Raw genomic sequence first — 22,095 nt, forward strand, 5'->3', positions numbered from 1 at the left:
GGCGGCGGCGGAGCGACAACGCGGGCGCCGTCGGCCCCACGGGCCTACATTGGTCGTACGTCACCGTCGACGCACGCCCGGAGCGCACCATGTCGGTCACCCACGACGTCCCACAGGCCGATGCCGGCATGGCCGATGACGGCATGCTCGGACCCCTGCTGCGCCAGGACGCCGAACTGGCCGAGATCCTGCTCGCCGAGGGCCGCAGGCAGTCGACCACCCTCCAGCTGATCGCCGCCGAGAACTTCACGTCCCCCGCCGTGCTGGCCGCCCTCGGCTCCCCGCTGGCCAACAAGTACGCCGAGGGCTACCCGGGCGCCCGGCACCACGGCGGCTGCGAGCTCGTCGACGTCGCCGAGCGGCTCGCCGTGGAGCGGGCCCGGGACCTGTTCGGCGCCGAGCACGCCAACGTGCAGCCCCACTCCGGCTCCTCCGCCGTGCTGGCCGCCTACGCCGCGCTGCTGCGCCCCGGCGACACCGTCCTCGCCCTCGGGCTGCCGCACGGCGGTCACCTCACCCACGGCTCACCGGCCAACTTCTCCGGCCGCTGGTTCGACTTCGTCGGCTACGGCGTGGACGCGGAGACCGGGTTGATCGACTACGACCAGGTGCGCACCCTGGCCCGCGCCCACCGGCCCAAGGCGATCGTGTGCGGCTCGATCGCCTACCCCCGCCACCCCGACTACGCGACCTTCCGCGACGTCGCCGACGAGGTGGGCGCCTATCTCATCGCGGACGCCGCCCACCCGATGGGGCTGGTGGCCGGGGGAGCGGCGCCCAGTCCGGTGCCGTACGCCGACGTGGTGTGCGCCACCACGCACAAGGTGCTGCGCGGGCCGCGCGGCGGCATGATCCTGTGCGGGAGCGAGCTGGCGGAGCGCGTCGACCGGGCGGTGTTCCCGTTCACCCAGGGCGGCGCGCAGATGCACACCATCGCGGCCAAGGCGGTCGCCTTCGGGGAGGCGGCGACCGGGGCCTTCGCCGCGTACGCCCATCAGGTGATCGCCAACGCCCGTACGCTCGCGGCGCACCTGGCCGCCGAGGGCCTGGTCGTCACCACCGGCGGCACGGACACCCATCTGATCACCGCCGACCCCGCCCCGCTCGGCGTCGACGGGAAGAGCGCGCGGGGCCGGCTCGCGGCGGCCGGGATGGTCCTGGACTGCTGTGCGCTGCCGCACGGCGACGCCCGCGGCCTGCGGCTGGGCACCGCGGCGATGACCACGCAGGGCATGGGGGAGCGGGAGATGCGGGCGGTGGCCACCCTGCTCGCCCAGGTGCTCCGGGGCGGGACGGAGCCCGCCGCGGCGCGGGACGACGTACGGGATCTGGTCGGGCAATTCCCGCCGTACCCGGACTGAGTCCGGGTAGGCGCGACGTGTGCACCGCCACACGTGCAACCATCGTCGCTACCCGGAAGTCCCCAACCATATGCGCGCATCGCTAGGGTGGTGGGCTGGGAATGGCCAGCGAGACCTGTGGGGAAGCCTGTGCGTGAATACCTGCTGACGCTCTGCATCACGGCCGCGGTGACGTATCTGCTGACAGGGCCGGTACGGAAGTTCGCGATCGTGGCGGGGGCGATGCCGGAGATCCGGGCACGTGACGTGCACCGGGAACCCACTCCGCGGCTCGGCGGGATCGCGATGTTCTTCGGACTGTGCGCGGGCCTGCTGGTCGCCGACCACCTCACCAACCTCAGTGAGGTCTTCGAGAACTCGAACGAGCCTCGGGCCCTGCTCTCCGGGGCGGCCGTGATCTGGCTGATCGGCGTCCTGGACGACAAGTTCGAGATCGACGCCCTGATCAAGCTGGGCGGGCAGATGATCGCCGCCGGTGTGATGGTGGTGCAGGGTCTGACCATCCTGTGGATCCCGGTGCCGGGCGTCGGCACGGTGGCGCTCACCCAGTGGCAGGGCACCCTGCTGACGGTGGCGCTGGTCGTCATCACCATCAACGCGGTCAACTTCGTCGACGGCCTGGACGGTCTCGCCGCCGGCATGGTGTGCATCGCGGCGGCCGCGTTCTTCATGTACGCCTACCGGATCTGGTACTCGTACGGCATCGAGGCCGCGGCCCCGGCCTCGCTGTTCGCGGTGATCCTGATGGGCATGTGCCTGGGCTTCCTGCCGCACAACATGCATCCCGCCCGGATCTTCATGGGCGACTCCGGTTCGATGCTGATCGGGCTCGTCCTGGCGGCCGGCGCGATCTCGGTCACCGGCCAGGTCGACCCGGACCTGATGAACCTGTTCTCCGGTTCCGAGCGCAACTCGGTGCACCAGATGGTGCCGGTCTACATCCCGTTGGTGATGCCGCTCACCATCATCGCCATCCCGGCCGCCGACCTGATCCTGGCGATCGTCCGGCGCACCTGGCGCGGCCAGTCGCCGTTCGCCGCGGACCGGGGGCACCTGCACCACCGGCTGCTGGAGATCGGCCACTCGCACAGCCGCGCGGTGCTGATCATGTACTTCTTCTCGGCGCTGATCGCCTTCGGTGCGCTCGCGTACTCCGTGAACGCCGCTTCGATGTGGATCGTGCTGAGCGTCGTCATCCTCAGCGCGGCGGGCCTGGTCCTGCTCCTGCTGCCGCGCTTCACCCCCCGCGCCCCGCGCTGGGCCGAGCACTTCGTGCCGCCCCGCTACCGCCGCCGCAAGGCGGTCGTCACGGAGGGGGAGCCTCCGGTGGCCGCGGACGAGGGCGGCGACGCCGACGAGTCCGGTGCGGGTGCGACCGGCGACCGGGTCCCGGTCGCCGCGGGTGTCTCGGGCGTCAACGGGGCCACCGCCGTCGGCCCCCGTTCGCGCACAAGGTAAGAATCTGACTAGAGCATTGCCAACTCGTGGGGGAACGAAGTACCCCATTACCAGACAAGTGGGCTCAGTGAGCGCACAAACGCGCACGGTCACTCTCATGTGTGACAGCAAGCACACTCCCAGGTAAAGACCTCATCAAATAGTTTGTGATACCGTTCACGAGAACCCCGGATGGAGCCGAAGGGCCGCAGTGCGACGGCCCGTTGGTGAGAGTTCTGCACTCGACCCGGGGGACTACGCTCGTCCATGACGACACCCCCTGCCCCCTGAAAGCGGAGCTGCCGCCATGCCCTCCAACGACGTCCGGATCCTGATCCAGGCTGCCGTGCCCACCGCCATCGTCGGTGCGCTCGCAGTCGCGATCGGCGGTGCCGTCGAGGGGGGCAAGGGTGCGATCGGGGCGCTCGTCGGGGCGGTGATCGTGATCCTTTTCATGGGAGCGGGGCTGTACGCCCTTCAGTGGACCGCCAGGTCGGTGCCGACGCTGTTCCAGGCGATGGCGCTGATGATGTACATGGCTCAGATCGCGCTGATGTTCGTCTTCATCGTGCTCTTCAAGGACACGACGCTGTTCCATCCGAAGGTCTTCGCTCTCGCCTTGCTCGCGGGCACTCTCACCTGGGTCGCCGCGCAAGCGCGTGCCCAGATGAAGGCCAAGATCCTCTACGTGGAGCCCGAGTCGACGACGAGCGAGAAGAAGGAAACTCCGGGGCGCCCGTCGTGAGACGTAGGGCCGGGATAAAGGCGCATGAGAGACCCTGCTATCGTCCGGTGCCAACTGCGGCATCGCGGGCGCGGGCATCCCAGCTGACGCCTGCCACATCGCGAGGCGAGATGCCCCACAGCCGCCCCCATACCCGTAACACCAGTCCCGTGCCGATCCGCGGCCCCGTGCCGCGCCGACACCACGAGGTTGCCGAATCCATGCGCCACGCTGAAGGAGCCCGCGGTGAGTGCTGACCAGACACAGGTGCTCGCCTTCGAGACCGACTGCCACATCTTCGACGGCTGTGGCTTCCCGTCTCCCGGGCTGCACTCGTTCCTGTTCGAGCCCCTGTGGGGCAACGGCGACAGCAACGTGTACTTCAACAAGACGATGCTGCTGGCGCTGCTCGGCTCGATCATCATCGTCGGCTTCTTCTGGGCCGCCTTCGGCCGGCCCAAGGTCGTCCCCGGCAAGCTCCAGATGGTCGCCGAGGCGGGCTACGACTTCATCCGCCGGGGCGTCGTCTACGAGACGATGGGCAAGCGCGAGGGCGAGAAGTACGTCCCGTTCATCGTCGCGCTGTTCTTCTTCGTGTGGATGATGAACCTCTGGGCGATCATTCCGGTCGCCCAGTTCCCGGTGACGTCGTCCATCGCCTACCCGGCGGTGCTGGCGCTGCTCGTGTACGTCGTCTGGGTCTCACTGACCTTCAAGAAGCACGGCTTCGTCGGCGCCCTGAAGAACTTCACCGGCTACGACAAGTCGCTCGGTGCGGCCCTGCCGGTCGTCATGCTGATCGAGGCCTTCTCGAACCTGCTCGTGCGGCCCTTCACCCACGCCGTGCGACTCTTCGCGAACATGTTCGCGGGCCACATCCTGCTGGTGCTGTTCACCATCGCCAGCTGGTACCTGCTGAACGGCATCGGGATCGCCTACGCCGGCGTCTCGTTCGTGATGGTCATCGTGATGACCGCCTTCGAGCTCTTCATCCAGGCACTGCAGGCATACGTCTTCGTCCTGCTGGCCGTTACCTACATCCAGGGCGCGCTCGCCGAGCAGCACTGAGCGTCCCGCACCCGCCCCCAGTCGTCCGGTGGCCCACCCCCACCGGAACCGTGAAGAAAAGGAAGAACTGGCATGTCCCAGACCCTGGCCGCCGTCAGCGGCTCGATCGCTTCCATCGGCTACGGCATCGCCGCCTTCGGCCCCGGCATCGGCGTCGGCATCATCTTCGGTAAGGGCACCGAGGCCATCGCCCGTCAGCCCGAGGCCGCCGGCCTGATCCGTTCCAACCAGATCCTCGGCTTCGCCTTCTGTGAGGCGCTCGCCCTGATCGGCCTGGTCATGCCGTTCGTCTACGGCACGTGATCATCTGATCCGCGACCGGCTCACTAGACGAAAGGCACTCTGATATGAGCCCACTGCTTCATATCGCGGCCGAGGAGGCGCAGAACCCCCTCGTCCCGGCGATCCCCGAGGTCGTCATCGGCCTGATCGCCTTCGTCATCGTCTTCGGCTTCCTCGCCAAGAAGATCCTCCCGAACATCAACAAGGTTCTGGAGGAGCGCCGCGAGGCGATCGAGGGCGGGATCGAGAAGGCCGAGGCCGCTCAGACCGAGGCCCAGAGCGTGCTGGAGCAGTACAAGGCTCAGCTCGCCGAGGCCCGGCACGAGGCCGCGCGTCTGCGCCAGGAGGCGCAGGAGCAGGGCGCCGCGCTCATCGCCGAGATGCGCGCGGAAGGCCAGCGGCAGCGTGAGGAGATCATCGCCGCCGGACACACCCAGGTCGAGGCCGACCGCAAGGCCGCCTCGTCCGCGCTGCGCCAGGACGTCGGCAAGCTCGCCACCGACCTGGCCGGCAAGCTCGTCGGCGAGTCCCTCGAGGACCACGCCCGGCAGAGCCGTGTGATCGACCGCTTCCTCGACCAGCTCGAGGAGAAGGCCGAGGCCGGACGATGAACGGAGCGAGCCGCGAGGCCCTGGCAGCCGCACGCGAGCGACTCGACGCGCTGACGGACTCCACGTCCGTGGACGCCGCGCAGCTCGCCGACGAGCTGGCCGCCGTCACCGCGCTGCTCCACCGCGAGGTCAGCCTGCGGCGGGTCCTCACCGACCCGGCGCAGGCCGCCGACGCCAAGGCCGAACTGGCCGGACGCATCCTCGGCGGACAGGTCGGCGGTCCCGCCGCCGACCTGGTGGCCGGTACGGTGCGCTCCCGCTGGTCGCAGTCGCGCGACCTGGTGGACGCGCTGGAGGAGCTGGCCGCCATGGCCGACTTCACCGCGGCGCAGAAGACGGGCGCGCTCGACGACGTCGAGGACGAGCTGTTCCGGTTCAGCCGGATCGTCGCGTCCGACACGGGCCTGCGGTCCGCGCTGACCGACCGCTCCGCGAGCACGTCGGCCAAGAGCGAGCTGCTGCACAGCCTGCTCGGCGGCCGGGCCAAGGCCACCACCGAGCGTCTGGTGACGCGCCTTGTGACCGCGCCCCGGGGACGTAGCCTGGAAGCGGGACTCGAGTCCCTGTCCAAGCTCGCCGCCGAGCGTCGCGAGCGCACGGTCGCCGTCGTCACCTCGGCGGTCCCGCTCAGCGACACCCAGAAGCGGCGCCTCGGCGCGGCGCTGGCGAAGCTGTACGGGCGCCAGATGCACCTCAACCTCGACGTGGACCCGGAGGTCCTCGGCGGAGTCCAGGTGCGGGTCGGCGACGAGATCATCAACGGCTCGCTGGCGGACCGGCTCGACGACGCCGCCCGCCGCATGGCGAGCTAGCACCAACCGCATACGTAGGACTACGGCCCGGGTTGGGCCGTGCAGAGGATTCACCTCTTTCAGGGGGGAGTCCCCATCCCCCCAAAGTGAAACTTCGGGCCCAACAAGGAGAGCAGGGAACTCAGATGGCGGAGCTCACGATCCGGCCGGAGGAGATCCGGGACGCGCTGGAGAACTTCGTCCAGTCGTACAAGCCGGACGCGGCCTCGCGCGAGGAGGTCGGTACGGTCAGCCTTGCCGGCGACGGCATCGCGAAGGTCGAGGGTCTTCCGTCGGCCATGGCCAACGAACTGCTGAAGTTCGAGGACGGCACCCTCGGTCTCGCCCTCAACCTCGAGGAGCGCGAGATCGGTTGCGTCGTCCTCGGTGAGTTCAGCGGTATCGAGGAGGGCCAGCCGGTCACCCGCACCGGTGAGGTCCTGTCGGTCGCCGTGGGCGAGGGCTACCTCGGCCGCGTGGTCGACCCCCTCGGCAAGCCGATCGACGGCCTCGGCGAGATCGAGACGTCCGGCCGCCGTGCGCTGGAGCTGCAGGCCCCCACGGTCATGCAGCGCAAGTCGGTGCACGAGCCGATGGAGACGGGCTACAAGGCCGTCGACGCCATGACCCCGATCGGCCGCGGCCAGCGTCAGCTGGTCATCGGCGACCGCCAGACCGGCAAGACCGCCCTGGCCGTCGACACGATCATCAACCAGCGTGACAACTGGCGCACCGGCGACCCGAACAAGCAGGTCCGCTGCATCTACGTCGCCATCGGCCAGAAGGGCTCGACCATCGCGTCGGTCCGCGGCGCGCTGGAGGAGAACGGCGCGCTGGAGTACACGACCATCGTCGCCGCCCCGGCGTCCGACCCGGCCGGCTTCAAGTACCTGGCGCCGTACACCGGCTCGGCCATCGGCCAGCAGTGGATGTACGAGGGCAAGCACGTCCTGATCATCTTCGACGACCTGTCGAAGCAGGCCGACGCCTACCGCGCCGTGTCCCTGCTGCTGCGCCGCCCGCCGGGCCGCGAGGCCTACCCGGGTGACGTCTTCTACCTGCACTCCCGTCTGCTGGAGCGCTGCGCGAAGCTCTCCGACGCCGAGGGCGCCGGTTCGATGACGGGTCTGCCGATCGTCGAGACCAAGGCCAACGACGTCTCGGCGTTCATCCCGACCAACGTCATCTCCATCACCGACGGCCAGTGCTTCCTGGAGTCGGACCTGTTCAACGCCGGTCAGCGCCCCGCGCTGAACGTGGGTATCTCCGTCTCCCGAGTCGGTGGCTCCGCCCAGCACAAGGCGATGAAGCAGGTCTCCGGCCGTCTGCGCGTGGACCTCGCCCAGTTCCGTGAGATGGAGGCGTTCGCCGCCTTCGGCTCCGACCTGGACGCCGCGTCGAAGGCGCAGCTGGAGCGCGGCCAGCGCATGGTCGAGCTGCTGAAGCAGGACCAGTACGAGCCGATGTCCACCGAGGACCAGGTCGTCTCCGTCTGGGCCGGCACCACCGGCCGGATGGACGAGGTGCCGGTCGTCGACGTCCGCCGCTTCGAGAAGGAGCTCCTCGAGTACCTGCACCGCCAGGAGCAGGGCCTCATGACCTCCATCCGCGAGGGCGGCAAGATGTCCGACGACACGCTTCAGGCCATCGGCGACGCCATCGCGGCGTTCAAGAAGCAGTTCGAGACGAGCGACGGCAAGCTGCTCGGCGAGGACGCCCCGTCCGCCGCCAAGTGACGTAAGGAAGGGACCTGACTCATGGGAGCCCAGCTCCGGGTCTACAAGCGTCGCATCCGATCCGTCACCGCGACCAAGAAGATCACCAAGGCGATGGAGATGATCGCCGCCTCGCGTGTCGTCAAGGCGCAGCGCAAGGTGGCGGCCTCCACGCCGTACGCGCAGGAACTGACCCGCGCGGTGACGGCGGTCGGTAGCGGTTCGGACACCAAGCACCCGCTGACCACGGAGGCGGACAACCCGACTCGTGCGGCGGTCCTCCTCCTCACGAGCGACCGCGGCCTGGCCGGCGCCTTCAACTCCAACGCCATCAAGGCGGCGGAGCAGCTGACCGAGCGCCTCGAGCGCGAAGGCCAGCAGGTCGACACGTACATCGTCGGCCGGCGCGGTCTCGCCCACTACAACTTCCGTGAGCGCAAGGTCGCGGAGTCGTTCGCGGGCTTCACCGACGAGCCCTCGTACGCGGACGCCAAGAAGGTCGCGGCGCCGCTGATCGAGGCCATCGAGAAGGAGACGGCTGAGGGCGGCGTGGACGAGATCCACATCGTCTACACCGAGTTCGTCTCGATGATGACGCAGACGGCGGTCGACTCCCGGTTGCTGCCCCTGCGCCTCGAAGAGGTGGCTCAGGAGTCTGCGACGAAGGACGAGGTCCTTCCGCTGTACGACTTCGAGCCGTCGGCGGAGGACGTCCTCGACGCCCTGCTGCCGCGCTACGTCGAGAGCCGTATCTACAACGCGCTGCTCCAGTCGGCCGCTTCCAAGCACGCCGCCACGCGGCGCGCGATGAAGTCGGCCACCGACAACGCGGGCGAGCTGATCAACACGCTCTCCCGTCTTGCCAACGCGGCCCGCCAGGCCGAAATCACCCAGGAAATCAGCGAGATCGTCGGTGGCGCGAGCGCACTGGCCGACGCGACCGCGGGGAGTGACAACTAATGACCACCACTGTTGAGCCGACCGCTGCGTCGGGCGTGGCCACCGGCCGCGTCGCGCGGGTCATCGGCCCGGTCGTCGACGTGGAGTTCCCCGTCGACGCGATGCCGGAGATCTACAACGCCCTCCACGTCGAGGTCGCCGACCCGGCGCAGGCGGGCGAGATCAAGACGCTGACCCTGGAGGTCGCCCAGCACCTGGGTGACGGCCTGGTCCGCACCATCTCGATGCAGCCCACCGACGGTCTGGTCCGCCAGGCCTCGGTGACCGACACGGGTTCGGCCATCTCCGTCCCCGTCGGCGACTTCACCAAGGGCAAGGTGTTCAACACCCTCGGTGAGGTGCTGAACGTCGACGAGAAGTACACCGGTGAGCGCTGGCCGATCCACCGCAAGGCGCCGAACTTCGACGAGCTCGAGTCGAAGACCGAGATGTTCGAGACCGGCGTCAAGGTCATCGACCTGCTGACCCCGTACGTCAAGGGCGGCAAGATCGGTCTGTTCGGTGGTGCCGGCGTCGGCAAGACGGTGCTCATCCAGGAGATGATCTACCGCGTAGCCAACAACCACGACGGTGTCTCCGTGTTCGCCGGTGTCGGTGAGCGCACCCGTGAGGGCAACGACCTCATCGACGAGATGAGCGAGTCCGGCGTCATCGACAAGACCGCGCTGGTCTTCGGTCAGATGGACGAGCCGCCGGGCACCCGTCTGCGCGTCGCGCTGGCCGGCCTGACCATGGCCGAGTACTTCCGTGACGTCCAGAAGCAGGACGTGCTGTTCTTCATCGACAACATCTTCCGCTTCACGCAGGCGGGCTCCGAGGTGTCGACCCTGCTCGGCCGCATGCCCTCCGCGGTGGGCTACCAGCCGAACCTGGCCGACGAGATGGGTCTCCTCCAGGAGCGCATCACCTCGACCCGTGGTCACTCGATCACCTCGATGCAGGCGATCTACGTCCCCGCGGACGACCTGACCGACCCGGCCCCGGCCACCACCTTCGCCCACCTCGACGCGACGACGGTGCTCTCCCGTCCGATCTCCGAGAAGGGCATCTACCCGGCCGTGGACCCGCTGGACTCGACGTCCCGCATCCTCGACCCGCGGTACATCGCGGCGGACCACTACCAGGCCGCGATGCGCGTGAAGAACATCCTGCAGAAGTACAAGGACCTGCAGGACATCATCGCGATCCTCGGTATCGACGAGCTCGGCGAGGAGGACAAGCTCGTCGTCCACCGTGCCCGTCGCGTGGAGCGCTTCCTGTCCCAGAACACCCACGTCGCCAAGCAGTTCACCGGCGTGGACGGTTCGGACGTGCCGCTGGACGAGTCGATCGCAGCGTTCAACTCGATCTGCGACGGTGAGTACGACCACTTCCCGGAGCAGGCGTTCTTCATGTGCGGTGGCATCGAGGACCTGAAGAAGAACGCGAAGGAGCTCGGCGTCTCCTGAGCCGCGTGCTCATCGTGAGCCCCAGGGCTCACACCGGAGGGGGCGGGCGCGTCCCGTCCCCTCCGTCACGCCCATTAGACTTGTAACCAACACCCGGCTCTCCCGCCGGGTGGTGACCCGAGGAGCCACTCTTGGCTGCTGAGCTGCATGTCGAGCTGGTCGCCGCCGACCGTCAGGTCTGGTCCGGCGAGGCCACCCTGGTCGTCGCGCGCACCACGTCCGGCGACATCGGCGTCATGCCCGGTCACCAGCCGCTGCTCGGTGTGCTGGAGTCGGGCCCGGTGACCATTCGTACGAGTGACGGTGGGACGGTCGTCGCCGCTGTGCACGGAGGCTTCATCTCGTTCGCGGACGGCAAACTGTCGCTGCTGGCCGAGATCGCCGAGCTGGCGGACGAGATCGACGTCCAGCGGGCGGAGCGGGAGCTCGAGCACGCGAAGGCGGAGGGCGACACCCACTCCGAGCGCCGCGCGGACGTCCGACTGCGCGCGGCGGCGGGACGCTGATCCACAGCACTGTGCGATAGCGTCGTGCCATGACGTCACTCAGCCGCGGCTGGGACCGGAGCCATCCGGACCCGGCCGCGGCTGAGGCAGATCCGGGTGTTTTTTCCGTTCCGTTACCTAGGAGACGAGGAGGTCGGTGTCGATGGCCCTCGCTCTGACTGTGTGCGGAATTGTCGTCGCCCTGGTGGTGATCGGGCTCTTCGTCTTCGGTCTGCGCCGCCGGCTGATCCAGCGATCGGGCGGCACCTTCGACTGCTCCCTGCGCTGGGACGCCCCCAAGGAGGGCGACGCCGGCGGCAAGGGCTGGTCCTACGGCGTGGCCCGCTACAACGGCGACCGGGTCGAGTGGTATCGCGTCTTCTCGTACTCCCCCCGCCCGCGCCGCGTCCTGGAACGCTCCGCGATCGAGGTGGCCGGCCGCCGCGTCCCGGACGGCGAGGAGGAGCTGGCGCTGCTCTCGGACGCCGTCGTGCTCGCCTGTGTCCATCGGGGCACGCGGCTCGAGCTGGCGATGAGCGACGACGCGCTGACCGGGTTCCTCGCGTGGCTCGAGGCGGCCCCGCCCGGACAGCGGGTGAACGTCGCGTAGAGCGACGTTCAGGGCCCCGCTGGGTGGGGGTGCCCCCGGCAGCGGAGCTGCTGGGGGAGGGTGAACGTGGCGTAACCCCGTTCGCCCTCCCCCGGACGAAGCGAGGGGGAGGGCGAACGGGGCTTGGAGCTTGCCGGGTACTACTTCAGACCGCTGTCGATGGCGCTCACCAGCTCGCCGTTCGCGGTGTCACCGCTGAACTCCCAGAAGAAGGCACCGCCCAGGCCCTGCTGCTCGGCCCAGTCCATCTTCGACGTGATGGTCGCGGGGGTGTCGTAGGACCACCAGTTCGTGCCGCAGTGCGCGTACGCCGTGCCGGCGACGGTGCCGGTGGCCGGGCAGCTGTTCTTGAGGACCTTGTAGTCCTCGATGCCCGTCTCGTACGTTCCCGCCGCCGGGCCGGTGGCCGTGCCGCCGGGCGCCGACTGGGTGACGCCGGTCCAGCCGCGGCCGTAGAAGCCGATGCCGAGGAGCAGCTTGTCGGCCGGCACGCCCTTCGCCTTGAACTTCGCGATCGCCTCGGCGGAGTTGAAGCCCTGCTGCGGGATGCCGTCGTACGAGGTCAGCGGCGAGTGCGGAGCGGTGGGGCCGTTCTTCGCCCAGGCGCCGAAGAAGTCGTACGTCATCACGTTGTACCAGTCGATGTACTGCGCGGCGGTGCCGTAGTCGGCCGCGTCGATCTTGCCGCCGTCGGTCGCGTCGGCGGTGGTGGCGGCGGTGACCAGGTCGTCGCCGAACTCGGCGCGCATGGCCTTCATCATGTTGCTGAAGGCGTTCGGGGCGCTGGTCTCGTCACAGCTGAGACCGCAGGCGTTCGGGTACTCCCAGTCCAGGTCGATGCCGTCGAAGACGTCGGCCCAGCGCGGGTCCTCGACCAGGTCGTGGCAGGACTTCGCGAAGGCTGCCGGGTTCTTCACCGCGTCGGGGAAGCCGCCGGACCAGGTCCAGCCGCCGAAGGACCAGATGACCTTGATGTGCGGGTACTCGGCCTTCAGCTTGCGCAGCTGGTTGAAGTTGCCGCGCAGCGGCTGGTCCCAGGTGTCGGCGACGCCGTCGACGGACTGCTCGGCGGTGTACGCCTTGTCGTAGTCGGCGTAGGCGTCACCGATGGTGCACTTGCCGCCCTGGACGTTGCCGAAGGCGTAGTTGATGTGCGTGATCTTCTCGGCGGAGCCGGAGGTGACCAGGTTCTTCACGTGGTAGTTGCGCCCGTAGACGCCCCAGTTGGTGAAGTAGCCCAGCTTGACCTCCTCGCCGCCGCCCGGGTTGCCGCCGCCGTCGCCGCCGGTGGTGGTGACCTTCACCGCGCCGCTGACCGGGCCGGTCTGGTCGGCGGTGTCCCGGGCCTGGACGGTGTAGGAGTAGTCGGTGCCCTTGGTAAGGCCGTTGTCCGTGTAGGAGGTGCCGGTCACGGTGGCGACCTTGGCGCCGTCGCGCAGGACGTCGTAGTTCTTGACGCCCTTGTCGTCGGTCGCCGCCGACCAGGACAGCTTCGCCGAGGTGTCGGTGACGCCCGAGGCGGTGGGCGTGCCCGGGGCGGAGGGGGCCTCGTCGCCGGGGACGGACGTGCCGTCGCAGCTGCCGCCGTTGAGCTTGCAGTTGGACGGGGAGCCGGGGCCGCTGCCGTTGAAGCCGAAGGTGACGGTCGCCCCGGGGGCGAGGGTGCCGTTCCAGCCGACGTTCTTGGCACTCCAGTGGTCACCGGAGTTGGTGACCGTGGCGTCCCAGGCGGAGGTGACCTTGGTGCCGGAGGGGAAGTCCCACTCGACGTTCCAGGAGCTGATCGTCGTGGTGCCGGTGTTCTTCACCGTCCACTTGCCGCCGAAGCCGTTGCCCCAGTCCGAGGTCTTGGCGAAGGTGGCTGTCGCGCTCGTGGCCGCCTGTGCCGGACTCGCCAGTCCGACCAGCCCGGCCATGGGCAGCGCCAGGGTGGCGGCGAGTGCCGCGGCTCTGTGTCTGAAGCGCATGAAGCGCCTCCTTATGGGGAGTTGTTGTTGTGGGCATGACTGAGCCTCATGCCCGCAGTGCCGCGAGAATAGAAAGGTCTGGACCATAGGTCAATAGGTCTGGACCACTGTTCCGGCGCGGGTCCCCCTCCGGCGGTCTCCGGGAACGGCGAAGCGGCCCCCGGGCGTTGATGCCTGGGAGCCGCTTGACCTGCGATCAGTGAGTACCGGGTCGACCGGGGCGCCTGTCGGTGCCGCGGTCAGGTGGGGCCGTCGGTGGGGACGGCCTGCCCGGTAGCCGACTCAGCGGTACTCGTGGTGCCGGTCCTCCGACGCGTCCTCGTCCGCGAGGAAGAAGTTGGCCTTGGCGCTGTTGTCGTCCTCGTCGACGACGGTCACCTCGGTCTCCTTCTCCTCCTTGTTGTTCTCGGAGCAGTCGATGTTGTTGTTGGCCGACGACAGGATCGGGATGTCGATCACTTCGAGCGGCAGGCAGCTGAGGACCTGCGAGTTGTTCTCGAACTTCGCGGTGTCGTCGTCGGCGGCCGCGGCCGTGCCGGCGGCACCGCCGGCCATGACCAGCGCGGTGACGGTGCAGGCGATCGCCTTCTTGAGAGCCATGCGGATTTCCTCCTGAGGGGGTCTTTCGAACTAGAGGCAGGCGAATCTGTTGAGGGCATCGCCCGCGCTCGGCGGTGACCGCGTCCAGCGGCGCCAATCCGTACTCCGGCAGCACTTTCCGAACGCGACTACCCAATGAACGAAGCCGCGGACCGGCGGGTGTTGCTCCGACGGAGTGAAGCCGTTATTCGTGGGTCCGGGACGTGGTCGACGTTTCCTCATGATGATCGGAACAGTCGATCGTAGTGCCCGAAACCGATGCGATCGGAAGGTCGAGGACTTCGATGTTCACGCAGGAGAGGATCTGGGTGTTGTTCACGAACCTCGCGTCTTCTTCTCCCGCGTGAGCGGTTCCGGCCTGCAGGGCTGCCAGGGGCACCGCGCACAGCGAGAGAACGGCCAGACGAGTGCTCAACATTCCTCGGGTCCTGTCTGAGTCGGGAACGGGGTCTGTGGCACCTGCGCAGGACGAGAAGTCCTCATCGGTCGCAGTTGCCCGCGGCCGAACAATACTGAGCGTGCAGGCGAAGGCAAAGAAATGCGAGACCTGGTAGCCCGTTGGCGCGGACGGAAGGTCGCGTCCGGCGCCCGCGGCCCGCAATTCACTCCGTTGGAGCAGAACTCGCGGGGTATGGATTCGTTGCATTGATAGCCGAACGGAAACGCAGTCAAGTCCGGCTGTGAACGTCCGAGTCCGGCGCACCCCGCCGATTGTGTGAAGCCCATCCGGGCGCACGCCTTCGGTGATCACACACCCCACTCAGGAGGAAATCCGCATGGCTCTCAAGAAGGCGCTCGCCTGCACCGTCACCGCGCTGGTCATGGCCGGCGGTGCCGCCGGCACGGCCGCTGCCGCCGACGACGACACCTCGAAGTTCGAGAACAACTCGCAGGTCCTCAGCTGCGACGTCGTCGAGGTCATCGACATCCCGATCCTCTCGGCCGCCAACAACAACATCGACTGCTCCGACAACAACAAGGAGGAGGAGGAGAAGGAGCTCACCATCGTCGACGAGAGCGACAACAGCGCCGAGGCCGCCTTCTTCGTCAAGAAGGACTAGTACCACTGACCGGTGGCCGGGCGAGCCGTCGCTGACAGCTTTCCCGGCCCGGCCCAGAGGCGACTGGTTGCTTGCCTTTACCAGCGGCCCCCGTTTCACTTCGGGGGCCACTTTCTTGTGCCCGGGGCCAGGCGGGAGACCGGTGTGCGCCGGGGCCCGCCGGACCCCGCGGGGGCCGGGGCCCGCGGGATCTAGACGCGCAACTCCTGGGCCAGCACCGCCGCTTGTACGCGGCTGCGCAGTCCCAGCTTCCCCAGCAGCCGGCTGACGTGCGTCTTCACCGTGGCCTCGGCCATGTTCAGCCGCTCGGCGATCGCCGCGTTGGACAGGCCCTCGCCGAGGCAGGACAGGACCTCACGCTCGCGCCGGGTCAGGTCCGCCAGCACCGCCGGATCGGCGGCCGGTTCCCGGACCGGCTTCGCGGCGAACTCGGCGATCAGACGCCGGGTGACGGCCGGAGCGACGATCCCCTCACCGCTCGCCACCGTGCGCACGGCCGCCAGCAGGTCCTTCGCCTCCGTGTTCTTCAGCAGGAAGCCGGCGGCCCCCGCCCGCAGCGCCCCGAACACGTACTCGTCCAGGTCGAAGGTGGTCAGCACCAGCACGTCGGCGAGCTGCTCGGCGACCACCAGCCGGGTCGCCGACACCCCGTCCAGACGTGGCATCTGTACGTCCATCAGCACCAGGTCGGGCCGCAGTTCCCGGGCGAGCGCCACCGCCTGCTCGCCGTCCGCGGCCTCCCCGACCACCTCGATGTCCGGTGCGCTGCCCAGGATCAGCACCAGTCCCGCGCGGACGGCGGACTGGTCCTCGGCGACCAGGACGCGGATCATGGCAGGTCTCCTTCGGTCAGGGGCAGGGCGGCGCGTACGCACCAGATCTTGCCGCCCGCCGACTCGGGGTCCGCCACCGGCCCGGCCTCGAACGTGCCGTGCAGCAGCGCGGCCCGTTCCCGCATGCCGACCAGACCGGCTCCGGAACCGGGCGCGCGGGGCGCCTCCCGCTCGCCGTACGGACTGGTCACCCGGACACACAGGACGTCGTCGCGCCGGGCGAGCCCGACCCGTACCGTTCCCCGCGAGGCGTGCTTGAGCGCGTTGGTGAGCGACTCCTGCACGATCCGGTACGCGGCCAGCTCGACCGGCGCCGGCAGCCCCTCGCCGGACACGGTCTCCAGGACGACGTCCAGTCCGTTGGCGCGGGCGCCGCCCACCAGCGCGTCCAGGCCGTCGAGCGTGGGGGCGGCGGCCGGCTCCCTGTCCCCGACGTCGTCCCGCAGGATGCCGATCAGGCGTCGCATCTCGGCCAGCCCCTCGACACTGTTCTCGCGGATCACACCGAGCGCCTGCCGGGTCGTCGCCGGATCGTCCAAGGAGAGCGCGGCCGTGGAGTGGATGGCGATCGCGGAGAGGTGGTTGGCGACCATGTCGTGCAACTCGCGCGCCATCCGCGAGCGTTCCGCGGTCACCGCCTGGACCCGGTCCATCTCGGCCAGCAGCGCGGTCTGCTCGGCCCGCAGCAGCGCGGCGTCGGCGGCCTCGCGGTGGCTGCGCACGATCAGCCCCGTCGAGGCGGGCGCGAAGGCCACGAAGGCGACGGCGACCCCGATGAGCAGCACCTCGGGCACCCGCCACACGGCGAACGGCACCAGCGTCGCGGCCACGGTGAGCAGCCCGGTGATCCACGGGACGCGGCGGGCGAAGGCCGGCGGACCGTACAGGACGGCGGCGTACATCACGTCGGTGTACATGATCACCGTGACCAGGCTGCCCTGCGTGAGCGTGTCCGCGATCAGCGCGGCGGTGCCGATGAGCAGCCCGGTGCGCGGCGCGGCGCGGCGGACCAGCTCGCAGCCGGCCATGACGGCGAGCGGGACCAGCAGCGGCCAGCGGCCGTCGAACAGTACGACCGGCTCTCCGGCGGGCCGTACGCCCAGACCGATGCCCCACAGCAGCAGTCCGCCCAGCAGACCCGCCGACGCGGCGTACACGTCGAAGCGGTGCGGGCGGGGGAGTCGTACGGCCATGCCACCATCCAACACGGCCCGGGTTCCGCGCGCCTGATCCCGGGGGACGGTCCCGCACTGCATCCTTCGATGTACCGGAGGTTCGTCACCGGCGACGACGAACGCGGCGGATTCCCACGGGAGCCTGGAAGGGTGAACGAAGGGAGTACGTCATGGTCGTCGCGTTGATCATCGCCTGCGAGGTCGGCTTCTGGGTGCTGCTGGCGCTCGGACTGGCCGCCCGCTACCTGCTGAAGTGGCGCCGCACCAGCGTGTTCCTGCTGCTGTGCGAGCCCGTCCTGGAACTGGTGCTGTTCGCCGTGACGGCGATCGACCTGAGGAACGGCGCCGAGCCGGGCTGGGAGCACGGCCTGGCGGCGCTGTACATCGGCTACACGGTCGCGTACGGCCACTACACGATCCGCTGGCTCGACGGCCACGCCGCCCACCGCCTGGCCGGCGGCCCGCCACCGCCGAAGGCCCCGCGCTACGGCAAGGCCCGGGCCCGGCACGAAGGCCGTCTGTTCGCGCGCACGCTGCTGGGCGCGGCCGTGGCGCTCGCGCTGCTCCAGGGCGCGGTCTGGTACGTCGGTGACGGAGACGTGTCGTCCCTGCGGGCCTTCCAGTGGGTGGCCATCAGGGTCGCCGCGATCCACGGCCTGGTGGCGCTCGGTTACCTGATCTGGCCGAAGAAGGACCCGGCCGGGACGGCTGCGGCCACGCCGGAGGCGGCGAAGGAGAAGGAGGGCGCGCGCCGATGAGGGGCCTGGCGGAACGTTCGCTGTGGGAGGGCGGGGCCACCTTCGTGGCCGGCCTCGCCCTCTGGCTGTTCGCGGGTGACGTGGACGTCCCCGTCGTCGACCTGATGAAGGTCGGCATCGTGATGATGTGCGTCGGCGGCGCGCAGACCGGGTGGGGCCTGTTCCGGTCGGCGCGCCGCGGGCACGGCTAGCTAGCGCTCCCCGCCCGGCACCCACAGCACGTCGCCGACCTCCTTGTTGGCCACGCGGGCCAGGATGAAGAGCAGGTCGGAGAGGCGGTTCAGGTAGGTCGCGGTGAGCGGGTTCATCGACTCGCCGTGGACCTCCAGCGCCGCCCACGTCGAGCGCTCGGCCCGCCGGACCACCGTGCACGCCTGGTGCAGCAGGGCCGCGCCGGGTGTGCCGCCGGGCAGGATGAAGGAGCGGAGCTTCTCCACCTCGGTCAGGAAGCGGTCGCAGTCCGCCTCCAGCTTGTCGACGTAGAACTGCTCGACCCGCAGGGGCGGGAACTCGGGCTTCTCCACCACCGGTGTCGACAGGTCGGCGCCCACGTCGAACAGGTCGTTCTGGACGCGGACGAGGACCTTGACGACCTCCTCGTGGAGGCCGCCCAGGGCGATCGCCGTGCCGATCACCGCGTTGGCCTCGTTGGCGTCCGCGTACGCGGAGATGCGCAGGTCGGTCTTGGGGACCCGGCTCATGTCCCCGAGGGCGGTGGTGCCCTGGTCGCCGGTCCGGGTGTAGATGCGCGTCAGGTTGACCATGGGGTCAGCGTAGTTAGGCTCCGGCGGTGCGGAAGACACGTGTGCCCACCGTCACGGCCAGCGCGGTGAGGGCGACGGCGACCAGGACGCCGTACAGCATGTGCGCCGTCGCGTAGGAGCCGACGTACGCGTCCCGGACCGCGTCGACCAGGTAGCGGAACGGCATCAGGTGCGAGAGCACGTCCAGCCAGGCCGGGCCCAGGGTCATCGGCAGCATCAGGCCGGACAGCAGCATCGACGGCATGGTGAGCGCGTTGACCGTCGGCCCGAACTCCTGCGGGGTGCGGACCTTCATCGCCAGCGCGTACGACAGCGACGCCAGCGACACCGTGAGCAGGGCCACGAACGCGAAGCCGATGAGCACGCCGGGCAGTGGCGCGCGCAGGCCCATCACCAGCGCCGCCAGTACCAGCAGCACCGCCTGGAAGGCGAAGACGGTGGCGTCCCGCAGTACCCGCCCCAGCAGCAGCGCCAGGCGGCTGACGGGTGTGACCCGCATCCGCTCGACCACCCCCTGGCCGTTCTCGATGATGATCGAGAAGCCCGCGAAGGAGGCGCCGAAGAGGCCGAGTTGGAGCAGCAGGCCGGGGACGAGCACCTGCCAGGAGCTGCCCTGCCCGCCGAGCGGCAGCTCGGTCAGCAGCGGGCCGAAGAAGAGCAGGTACAGCAGCGGCATCAGCACGCCGAAGAGCAGCGCGAAGCGGGAGCGCAGGGACTGGCGCAGATAGCGGCCGTAGATGAGGCCGGTGTCGTGGAGCAGCATCGGGGGCGGTCCTCGGATCGTCGGGGTTCTATACGGCTACGGGGGCCGCGTCCGCGGCTGCGGCGCTGCGGCCGGTGATGGCGAGGAAGGTGTCCTGGAGCGGGGCGTCGAGTGAACCGCCGTACTCCAGCTTCAGCGCGCCGGGGGTGCCCTCGGCCGCCACCACGCCCCGGTCCACGACCACCAGGCGGTCGGAGAGGGCGTCGGCCTCGTCGAGGTAGTGGGTGGTGAGGAACACGGTGGTGCCCCGCTCGTCGCGCAGCCGGCGGACCAGGTCCCACAGGGCGGCGCGGCTGCCCGGGTCCAGGCCGGTCGTCGGCTCGTCGAGGAAGAGCACCTTCGGGCGGTGCGTGAGCGCCATCGCGATGTCCAGCCGGCGCCGCTGACCGCCGGAGAGCGCCCCGCACTTGCGGTCGAGCAGCTCGGTCAGGTCCAGGTCGCGGGCCAGCTCCCCGGCGCGCTCGACGGCCCGCGCCCTGGACAGGCGGTACAGGCGGCCCTGGGTGACCAGTTCCTCCCGCACGGTGATCTGCGTGTCCACTCCGCCCGACTGCGCCACGTACCCGCAGGCCGCACGTACTCCCGCCGGGTCCGTCGCCAGGTCGTGGCCCGCGACGGTGGCCGCCCCGCCGGTGGGGGCGAGCAGCGTCGTGAGCATCCGGAGGGTGGTGGTCTTGCCGGCGCCGTTGGGGCCCAGGAAGCCGAGGATCTCGCCCTCGCGGACGGCCAGGTCGATGCCGCGCACCGCCTCGACCGGGCCGTGCTTCGTCTCGAAGGTACGGGCCAGACCGGCCGCACTGATGATTGCCATGCCGCCCAGAAAAACAGAGCCACTGAAATTTTGCAACGACCCCAAGTTTTCAGTGGCTCCAGTCATCGGCTCCGGCGCGGCTAGGATGCGGACATGGCGGAGGGACTCAGGGAACGGAAGAAGCGGCAGACCCGGCAGTACATCTCGGATGTCGCCACGGGCCTGTTCCTGGAACGCGGCTTCGAGGCCGTGACGGTGGCGGAGGTCGCGGACGCCGCGAACGTCTCCGTCAACACCGTCTACAACTACTTTCCGGCCAAGGAGGACCTCTTCCTCGACCGCTCCAAGGGCGTCATCGACCGGCTCTCCCGCTGGGTGCGGGGCCGGAGCGCGGGGGAGTCGGCGGCGCGGGCCGTGCTGCGCGAGCTGCGCGAGGAGGTCGAGACCGTCTCGCCCCGCGTCGGGCTGATGGACGGCTACGCGCAGTTCATGACGGTCATCCAGGAGTCGCCCGCCCTGCGCTCACGGATGTGGGCGATCGGCCAGGAGGTGCTCCTCGACCTGGAGCGGACCCTGCGCGAGGAGACCGGCGGCACGGAGGACGACATGACACCCGCCCTGATGGCCGGTCAGATCAACTGGCTGCACGGCACGGTCCTCGCGGCCATCGGGCAGCGCATGGTCGCGGGAGGAAAGCCGTCCCAGGTGTCCCGTGACATCCTCGTACTGCTGGACGAGATGGAGGAGCTGTTGAGCGAGAAGGTGCTCAACTACGCCGTACGGGGCGCGAGGTGACACCCGGATGGCACACCTGGGTGTGATGTCCGTCATTTGAGACGTGACGCGCGTTACTAACCGGTCACACAGCCCCTCACTCCCGATAATCTCCGGCCGAGAAGACAGGGCCGGGCAGGCCCTCGAGGAAAGCCTGCATCAGGGGAGTCGCACAGTGGCACGGAAGCTCGCCGTCATCGGAGCCGGACTCATGGGGTCCGGAATCGCCCAGGTCTCCGCCCAGGCGGGCTGGGACGTCGTCCTGCGCGACGTCACCGACGAAGCGCTCCGGCGTGGCACCGACGGCATCCGTACCTCGTACGACAAGTTCGTGGCGAAGGGGAAGCTCGCGGCCGACGACGCCGAGGCCGCCCTCGCGCGCATCACCGCCACCACCGACCTGGACGCCGTCGCCGACGCGGACGTCGTCGTCGAGGCCGTCTTCGAGAAGCTGGAAGTCAAGCACGAGATCTTCCGCGCGCTCGACAAGCTGGTGAAGGACGAGGCGATCCTCGCGTCCAACACCTCCGCCATCCCGATCACCAAGATCGCGGCCGTGACCGAGCGCCCGGAGCGGGTCGTCGGCGCCCACTTCTTCTCACCGGTCCCGATGATGCGACTGTGCGAGCTGGTGCGCGGCTACAAGACCAGCGACGAAACGCTCGCCACCGCACGGGAGTTCGCCGAGTCCACCGGCAAGACCTGCATCGTCGTCAACCGCGACGTCGCCGGCTTCGTGACCACCCGCCTCATCTCCGCCCTCGTCGTCGAGGCGGCGAAGCTGTACGAGTCGGGCGTCGCCACCGCCGAGGACATCGACCTCGCCTGCAAGCTGGGCTTCGGCCACGCCATGGGACCGCTGGCCACCGCCGACCTGACGGGCGTCGACATCCTGCTGCACGCCACGGGCAACATCTACACCGAGTCCCAGGACGAGAAGTTCGCCCCGCCGGAGCTGATGCGCCGGATGGTGGACGCCGGTGACATCGGCCGCAAGAGCGGGCAGGGCTTCTACAAGCACTGAGATCGCGTCAGCCCCGGCGAACGTCACACGCCGGGGTGAATTCGGTATCGGTTCGCTTACAGGTAGCAACCTCTGATCGTTTCGGCCAGTCAGAGGTTGTAACACCTGATATCGCCGAGAGACCACACGAAGC

24 protein-coding genes are annotated in these 22,095 nt (G+C 69.3%); 17 read left to right on the forward strand and 7 right to left on the reverse strand.

The genetic code is table 11. The features are described from left to right. Positions 1 to 89: 89 nt before the first annotated feature. The 12 genes from glyA to QC283_RS13630 all read left to right on the forward strand — a co-directional run bounded on the left by glyA (position 90) and on the right by QC283_RS13630 (position 11,492). On the forward strand, positions 90 to 1,361 hold the full coding sequence (gene glyA, locus QC283_RS13575) for a serine hydroxymethyltransferase (RefSeq protein WP_383524663.1): 1,272 nt from the start codon (positions 90 to 92) through the stop codon (positions 1,359 to 1,361). Positions 1,362 to 1,490: 129 nt separating this feature from the next. Further along, positions 1,491 to 2,819: an MraY family glycosyltransferase gene (locus tag QC283_RS13580; protein WP_279561740.1), complete on the forward strand. Its 1,329-nt coding sequence runs from the start codon at positions 1,491 to 1,493 to the stop codon at positions 2,817 to 2,819. A 286-nt stretch (positions 2,820 to 3,105) separates the two neighbouring features. Further along, complete coding sequence (locus tag QC283_RS13585; RefSeq protein WP_279561741.1) at positions 3,106 to 3,543, forward strand: hypothetical protein; 438 nt, start codon at positions 3,106 to 3,108, stop codon at positions 3,541 to 3,543. 225 nt (positions 3,544 to 3,768) lie between these two features. Beyond that, positions 3,769 to 4,590: a F0F1 ATP synthase subunit A gene (gene atpB / locus QC283_RS13590; protein ID WP_279561742.1), complete on the forward strand. Its 822-nt coding sequence runs from the start codon at positions 3,769 to 3,771 to the stop codon at positions 4,588 to 4,590. Between the two features lie 72 nt (positions 4,591 to 4,662). Further along, complete coding sequence (gene atpE, locus QC283_RS13595) at positions 4,663 to 4,893, forward strand: ATP synthase F0 subunit C (protein WP_279561743.1); 231 nt, start codon at positions 4,663 to 4,665, stop codon at positions 4,891 to 4,893. A gap of 44 nt (positions 4,894 to 4,937) precedes the next feature. After that, positions 4,938 to 5,483 (forward strand): F0F1 ATP synthase subunit B, encoded by a 546-nt coding sequence (locus tag QC283_RS13600; RefSeq protein ID WP_279561744.1) that lies wholly within the window; start codon positions 4,938 to 4,940, stop codon positions 5,481 to 5,483. Then, positions 5,480 to 6,295, forward strand: a complete 816-nt coding sequence (locus QC283_RS13605; protein WP_279561745.1) for a F0F1 ATP synthase subunit delta — start codon at positions 5,480 to 5,482, stop codon at positions 6,293 to 6,295. The genes QC283_RS13600 and QC283_RS13605 overlap by 4 nt, the downstream gene beginning before the upstream one ends. Before the next feature lie 125 nt (positions 6,296 to 6,420). Further along, positions 6,421 to 8,010 carry a F0F1 ATP synthase subunit alpha gene (gene atpA, locus QC283_RS13610; RefSeq protein ID WP_279561746.1) on the forward strand — a complete coding sequence of 530 codons (1,590 nt, stop codon included), beginning with the start codon at positions 6,421 to 6,423 and terminating at the stop codon, positions 8,008 to 8,010. Positions 8,011 to 8,031: 21 nt separating this feature from the next. Next, positions 8,032 to 8,949 carry a F0F1 ATP synthase subunit gamma gene (locus tag QC283_RS13615; protein WP_279561747.1) on the forward strand — a complete coding sequence of 306 codons (918 nt, stop codon included), beginning with the start codon at positions 8,032 to 8,034 and terminating at the stop codon, positions 8,947 to 8,949. Continuing rightward, the gene (gene atpD, locus QC283_RS13620; RefSeq protein WP_279561748.1) at positions 8,949 to 10,397 is read left to right on the forward strand and encodes a F0F1 ATP synthase subunit beta; all 1,449 of its coding nucleotides are present in this window, start codon (positions 8,949 to 8,951) and stop codon (positions 10,395 to 10,397) included. Before QC283_RS13615 ends, atpD begins: the two co-directional genes overlap by 1 nt. A 131-nt stretch (positions 10,398 to 10,528) precedes the next feature. Then, positions 10,529 to 10,903, forward strand: a complete 375-nt coding sequence (locus QC283_RS13625) for a F0F1 ATP synthase subunit epsilon (RefSeq protein ID WP_279561749.1) — start codon at positions 10,529 to 10,531, stop codon at positions 10,901 to 10,903. 142 nt (positions 10,904 to 11,045) lie between these two features. Next, entirely contained in the window at positions 11,046 to 11,492 is a 447-nt protein-coding gene (locus QC283_RS13630) for a DUF2550 domain-containing protein (protein ID WP_279561750.1), read from the forward strand. A 140-nt stretch (positions 11,493 to 11,632) separates the two neighbouring features. Here the strand turns inward: QC283_RS13630 and QC283_RS13635 are convergent, their stop codons facing one another. Both QC283_RS13635 and QC283_RS13640 read right to left on the reverse strand, forming a co-directional pair. Beyond that, the gene (locus tag QC283_RS13635; protein WP_279561751.1) at positions 11,633 to 13,459 is read right to left on the reverse strand and encodes a glycoside hydrolase family 18 chitinase; all 1,827 of its coding nucleotides are present in this window, start codon (positions 13,457 to 13,459) and stop codon (positions 11,633 to 11,635) included. A gap of 282 nt (positions 13,460 to 13,741) precedes the next feature. Continuing rightward, on the reverse strand, positions 13,742 to 14,059 hold the full coding sequence (locus tag QC283_RS13640) for a hypothetical protein (protein WP_279561752.1): 318 nt from the start codon (positions 14,057 to 14,059) through the stop codon (positions 13,742 to 13,744). 776 nt (positions 14,060 to 14,835) lie between these two features. Between QC283_RS13640 and QC283_RS13645 the strand changes: the two genes are divergently transcribed. Next, complete coding sequence (locus tag QC283_RS13645) at positions 14,836 to 15,120, forward strand: hypothetical protein (RefSeq protein WP_279561753.1); 285 nt, start codon at positions 14,836 to 14,838, stop codon at positions 15,118 to 15,120. Between the two features lie 191 nt (positions 15,121 to 15,311). Here the strand turns inward: QC283_RS13645 and QC283_RS13650 are convergent, their stop codons facing one another. Further along, entirely contained in the window at positions 15,312 to 15,953 is a 642-nt protein-coding gene (locus tag QC283_RS13650) for a response regulator transcription factor (protein ID WP_279561754.1), read from the reverse strand. Further along, entirely contained in the window at positions 15,950 to 17,146 is a 1,197-nt protein-coding gene (locus QC283_RS13655) for a sensor histidine kinase (RefSeq protein WP_279561755.1), read from the reverse strand. The genes QC283_RS13650 and QC283_RS13655 overlap by 4 nt, the downstream gene beginning before the upstream one ends. Before the next feature lie 152 nt (positions 17,147 to 17,298). On the opposite strand from QC283_RS13655, the gene QC283_RS13660 reads away from it, so the two are divergent. Further along, a complete protein-coding gene (locus QC283_RS13660) occupies positions 17,299 to 17,886 on the forward strand; it encodes a hypothetical protein (protein ID WP_279561756.1) in 588 nt (195 codons plus the stop codon). Further along, positions 17,883 to 18,077 carry a DUF5708 family protein gene (locus QC283_RS13665; protein WP_279561757.1) on the forward strand — a complete coding sequence of 65 codons (195 nt, stop codon included), beginning with the start codon at positions 17,883 to 17,885 and terminating at the stop codon, positions 18,075 to 18,077. The genes QC283_RS13660 and QC283_RS13665 overlap by 4 nt, the downstream gene beginning before the upstream one ends. Here QC283_RS13665 and QC283_RS13670 read toward each other — a convergent pair whose 3' ends face one another. Genes QC283_RS13670 through QC283_RS13680 form a run of 3 tightly spaced genes read right to left on the reverse strand, consistent with a single transcriptional unit; the run spans position 18,078 to position 20,224 of the window. Further along, positions 18,078 to 18,650 carry a cob(I)yrinic acid a,c-diamide adenosyltransferase gene (locus QC283_RS13670; RefSeq protein ID WP_279561758.1) on the reverse strand — a complete coding sequence of 191 codons (573 nt, stop codon included), beginning with the start codon at positions 18,648 to 18,650 and terminating at the stop codon, positions 18,078 to 18,080. A 13-nt stretch (positions 18,651 to 18,663) separates the two neighbouring features. Next, a complete protein-coding gene (locus QC283_RS13675) occupies positions 18,664 to 19,413 on the reverse strand; it encodes an ABC transporter permease (protein WP_279561759.1) in 750 nt (249 codons plus the stop codon). A gap of 28 nt (positions 19,414 to 19,441) precedes the next feature. Beyond that, positions 19,442 to 20,224, reverse strand: coding sequence for an ABC transporter ATP-binding protein (locus tag QC283_RS13680; RefSeq protein ID WP_279561760.1), 783 nt, complete (start codon positions 20,222 to 20,224; stop codon positions 19,442 to 19,444). Positions 20,225 to 20,317: 93 nt separating this feature from the next. On the opposite strand from QC283_RS13680, the gene QC283_RS13685 reads away from it, so the two are divergent. Beyond that, entirely contained in the window at positions 20,318 to 20,959 is a 642-nt protein-coding gene (locus QC283_RS13685; protein WP_279561761.1) for a TetR/AcrR family transcriptional regulator, read from the forward strand. A 154-nt stretch (positions 20,960 to 21,113) separates the two neighbouring features. Further along, entirely contained in the window at positions 21,114 to 21,962 is an 849-nt protein-coding gene (locus QC283_RS13690) for a 3-hydroxyacyl-CoA dehydrogenase family protein (RefSeq protein WP_279561762.1), read from the forward strand. The last annotated feature ends 133 nt before the right edge of the window (positions 21,963 to 22,095 follow it).

The sequence above is a fragment of the Streptomyces sp. DH41 genome (assembly GCF_029813785.1).
In the GTDB taxonomy this organism is placed as follows: Bacteria; Actinomycetota; Actinomycetes; order Streptomycetales; family Streptomycetaceae; genus Streptomyces.

Bases quoted from the DNA above. Each gene is read 5' to 3' on its own strand.
- glyA (WP_383524663.1), top strand. From the start codon at position 90: ATGTCGGTCACCCACGACGTCCCACAGGCCGATGCCGGCATGGCCGAT.
- QC283_RS13585 (WP_279561741.1), top strand. From the start codon at position 3,106: ATGCCCTCCAACGACGTCCGGATCCTGATCCAGGCTGCCGTGCCCACC.
- atpE (WP_279561743.1), top strand. From the start codon at position 4,663: ATGTCCCAGACCCTGGCCGCCGTCAGCGGCTCGATCGCTTCCATCGGC.
- QC283_RS13600 (WP_279561744.1), top strand. From the start codon at position 4,938: ATGAGCCCACTGCTTCATATCGCGGCCGAGGAGGCGCAGAACCCCCTC.
- QC283_RS13605 (WP_279561745.1), top strand. From the start codon at position 5,480: ATGAACGGAGCGAGCCGCGAGGCCCTGGCAGCCGCACGCGAGCGACTC.
- atpA (WP_279561746.1), top strand. From the start codon at position 6,421: ATGGCGGAGCTCACGATCCGGCCGGAGGAGATCCGGGACGCGCTGGAG.
- QC283_RS13615 (WP_279561747.1), top strand. From the start codon at position 8,032: ATGGGAGCCCAGCTCCGGGTCTACAAGCGTCGCATCCGATCCGTCACC.
- atpD (WP_279561748.1), top strand. From the start codon at position 8,949: ATGACCACCACTGTTGAGCCGACCGCTGCGTCGGGCGTGGCCACCGGC.
- QC283_RS13630 (WP_279561750.1), top strand. From the start codon at position 11,046: ATGGCCCTCGCTCTGACTGTGTGCGGAATTGTCGTCGCCCTGGTGGTG.
- QC283_RS13635 (WP_279561751.1), bottom strand. From the start codon at position 13,459: ATGCGCTTCAGACACAGAGCCGCGGCACTCGCCGCCACCCTGGCGCTG.
- QC283_RS13640 (WP_279561752.1), bottom strand. From the start codon at position 14,059: ATGGCTCTCAAGAAGGCGATCGCCTGCACCGTCACCGCGCTGGTCATG.
- QC283_RS13645 (WP_279561753.1), top strand. From the start codon at position 14,836: ATGGCTCTCAAGAAGGCGCTCGCCTGCACCGTCACCGCGCTGGTCATG.
- QC283_RS13650 (WP_279561754.1), bottom strand. From the start codon at position 15,953: ATGATCCGCGTCCTGGTCGCCGAGGACCAGTCCGCCGTCCGCGCGGGA.
- QC283_RS13655 (WP_279561755.1), bottom strand. From the start codon at position 17,146: ATGGCCGTACGACTCCCCCGCCCGCACCGCTTCGACGTGTACGCCGCG.
- QC283_RS13660 (WP_279561756.1), top strand. From the start codon at position 17,299: ATGGTCGTCGCGTTGATCATCGCCTGCGAGGTCGGCTTCTGGGTGCTG.
- QC283_RS13665 (WP_279561757.1), top strand. From the start codon at position 17,883: ATGAGGGGCCTGGCGGAACGTTCGCTGTGGGAGGGCGGGGCCACCTTC.
- QC283_RS13670 (WP_279561758.1), bottom strand. From the start codon at position 18,650: ATGGTCAACCTGACGCGCATCTACACCCGGACCGGCGACCAGGGCACC.
- QC283_RS13675 (WP_279561759.1), bottom strand. From the start codon at position 19,413: ATGCTGCTCCACGACACCGGCCTCATCTACGGCCGCTATCTGCGCCAG.
- QC283_RS13680 (WP_279561760.1), bottom strand. From the start codon at position 20,224: ATGGCAATCATCAGTGCGGCCGGTCTGGCCCGTACCTTCGAGACGAAG.
- QC283_RS13685 (WP_279561761.1), top strand. From the start codon at position 20,318: ATGGCGGAGGGACTCAGGGAACGGAAGAAGCGGCAGACCCGGCAGTAC.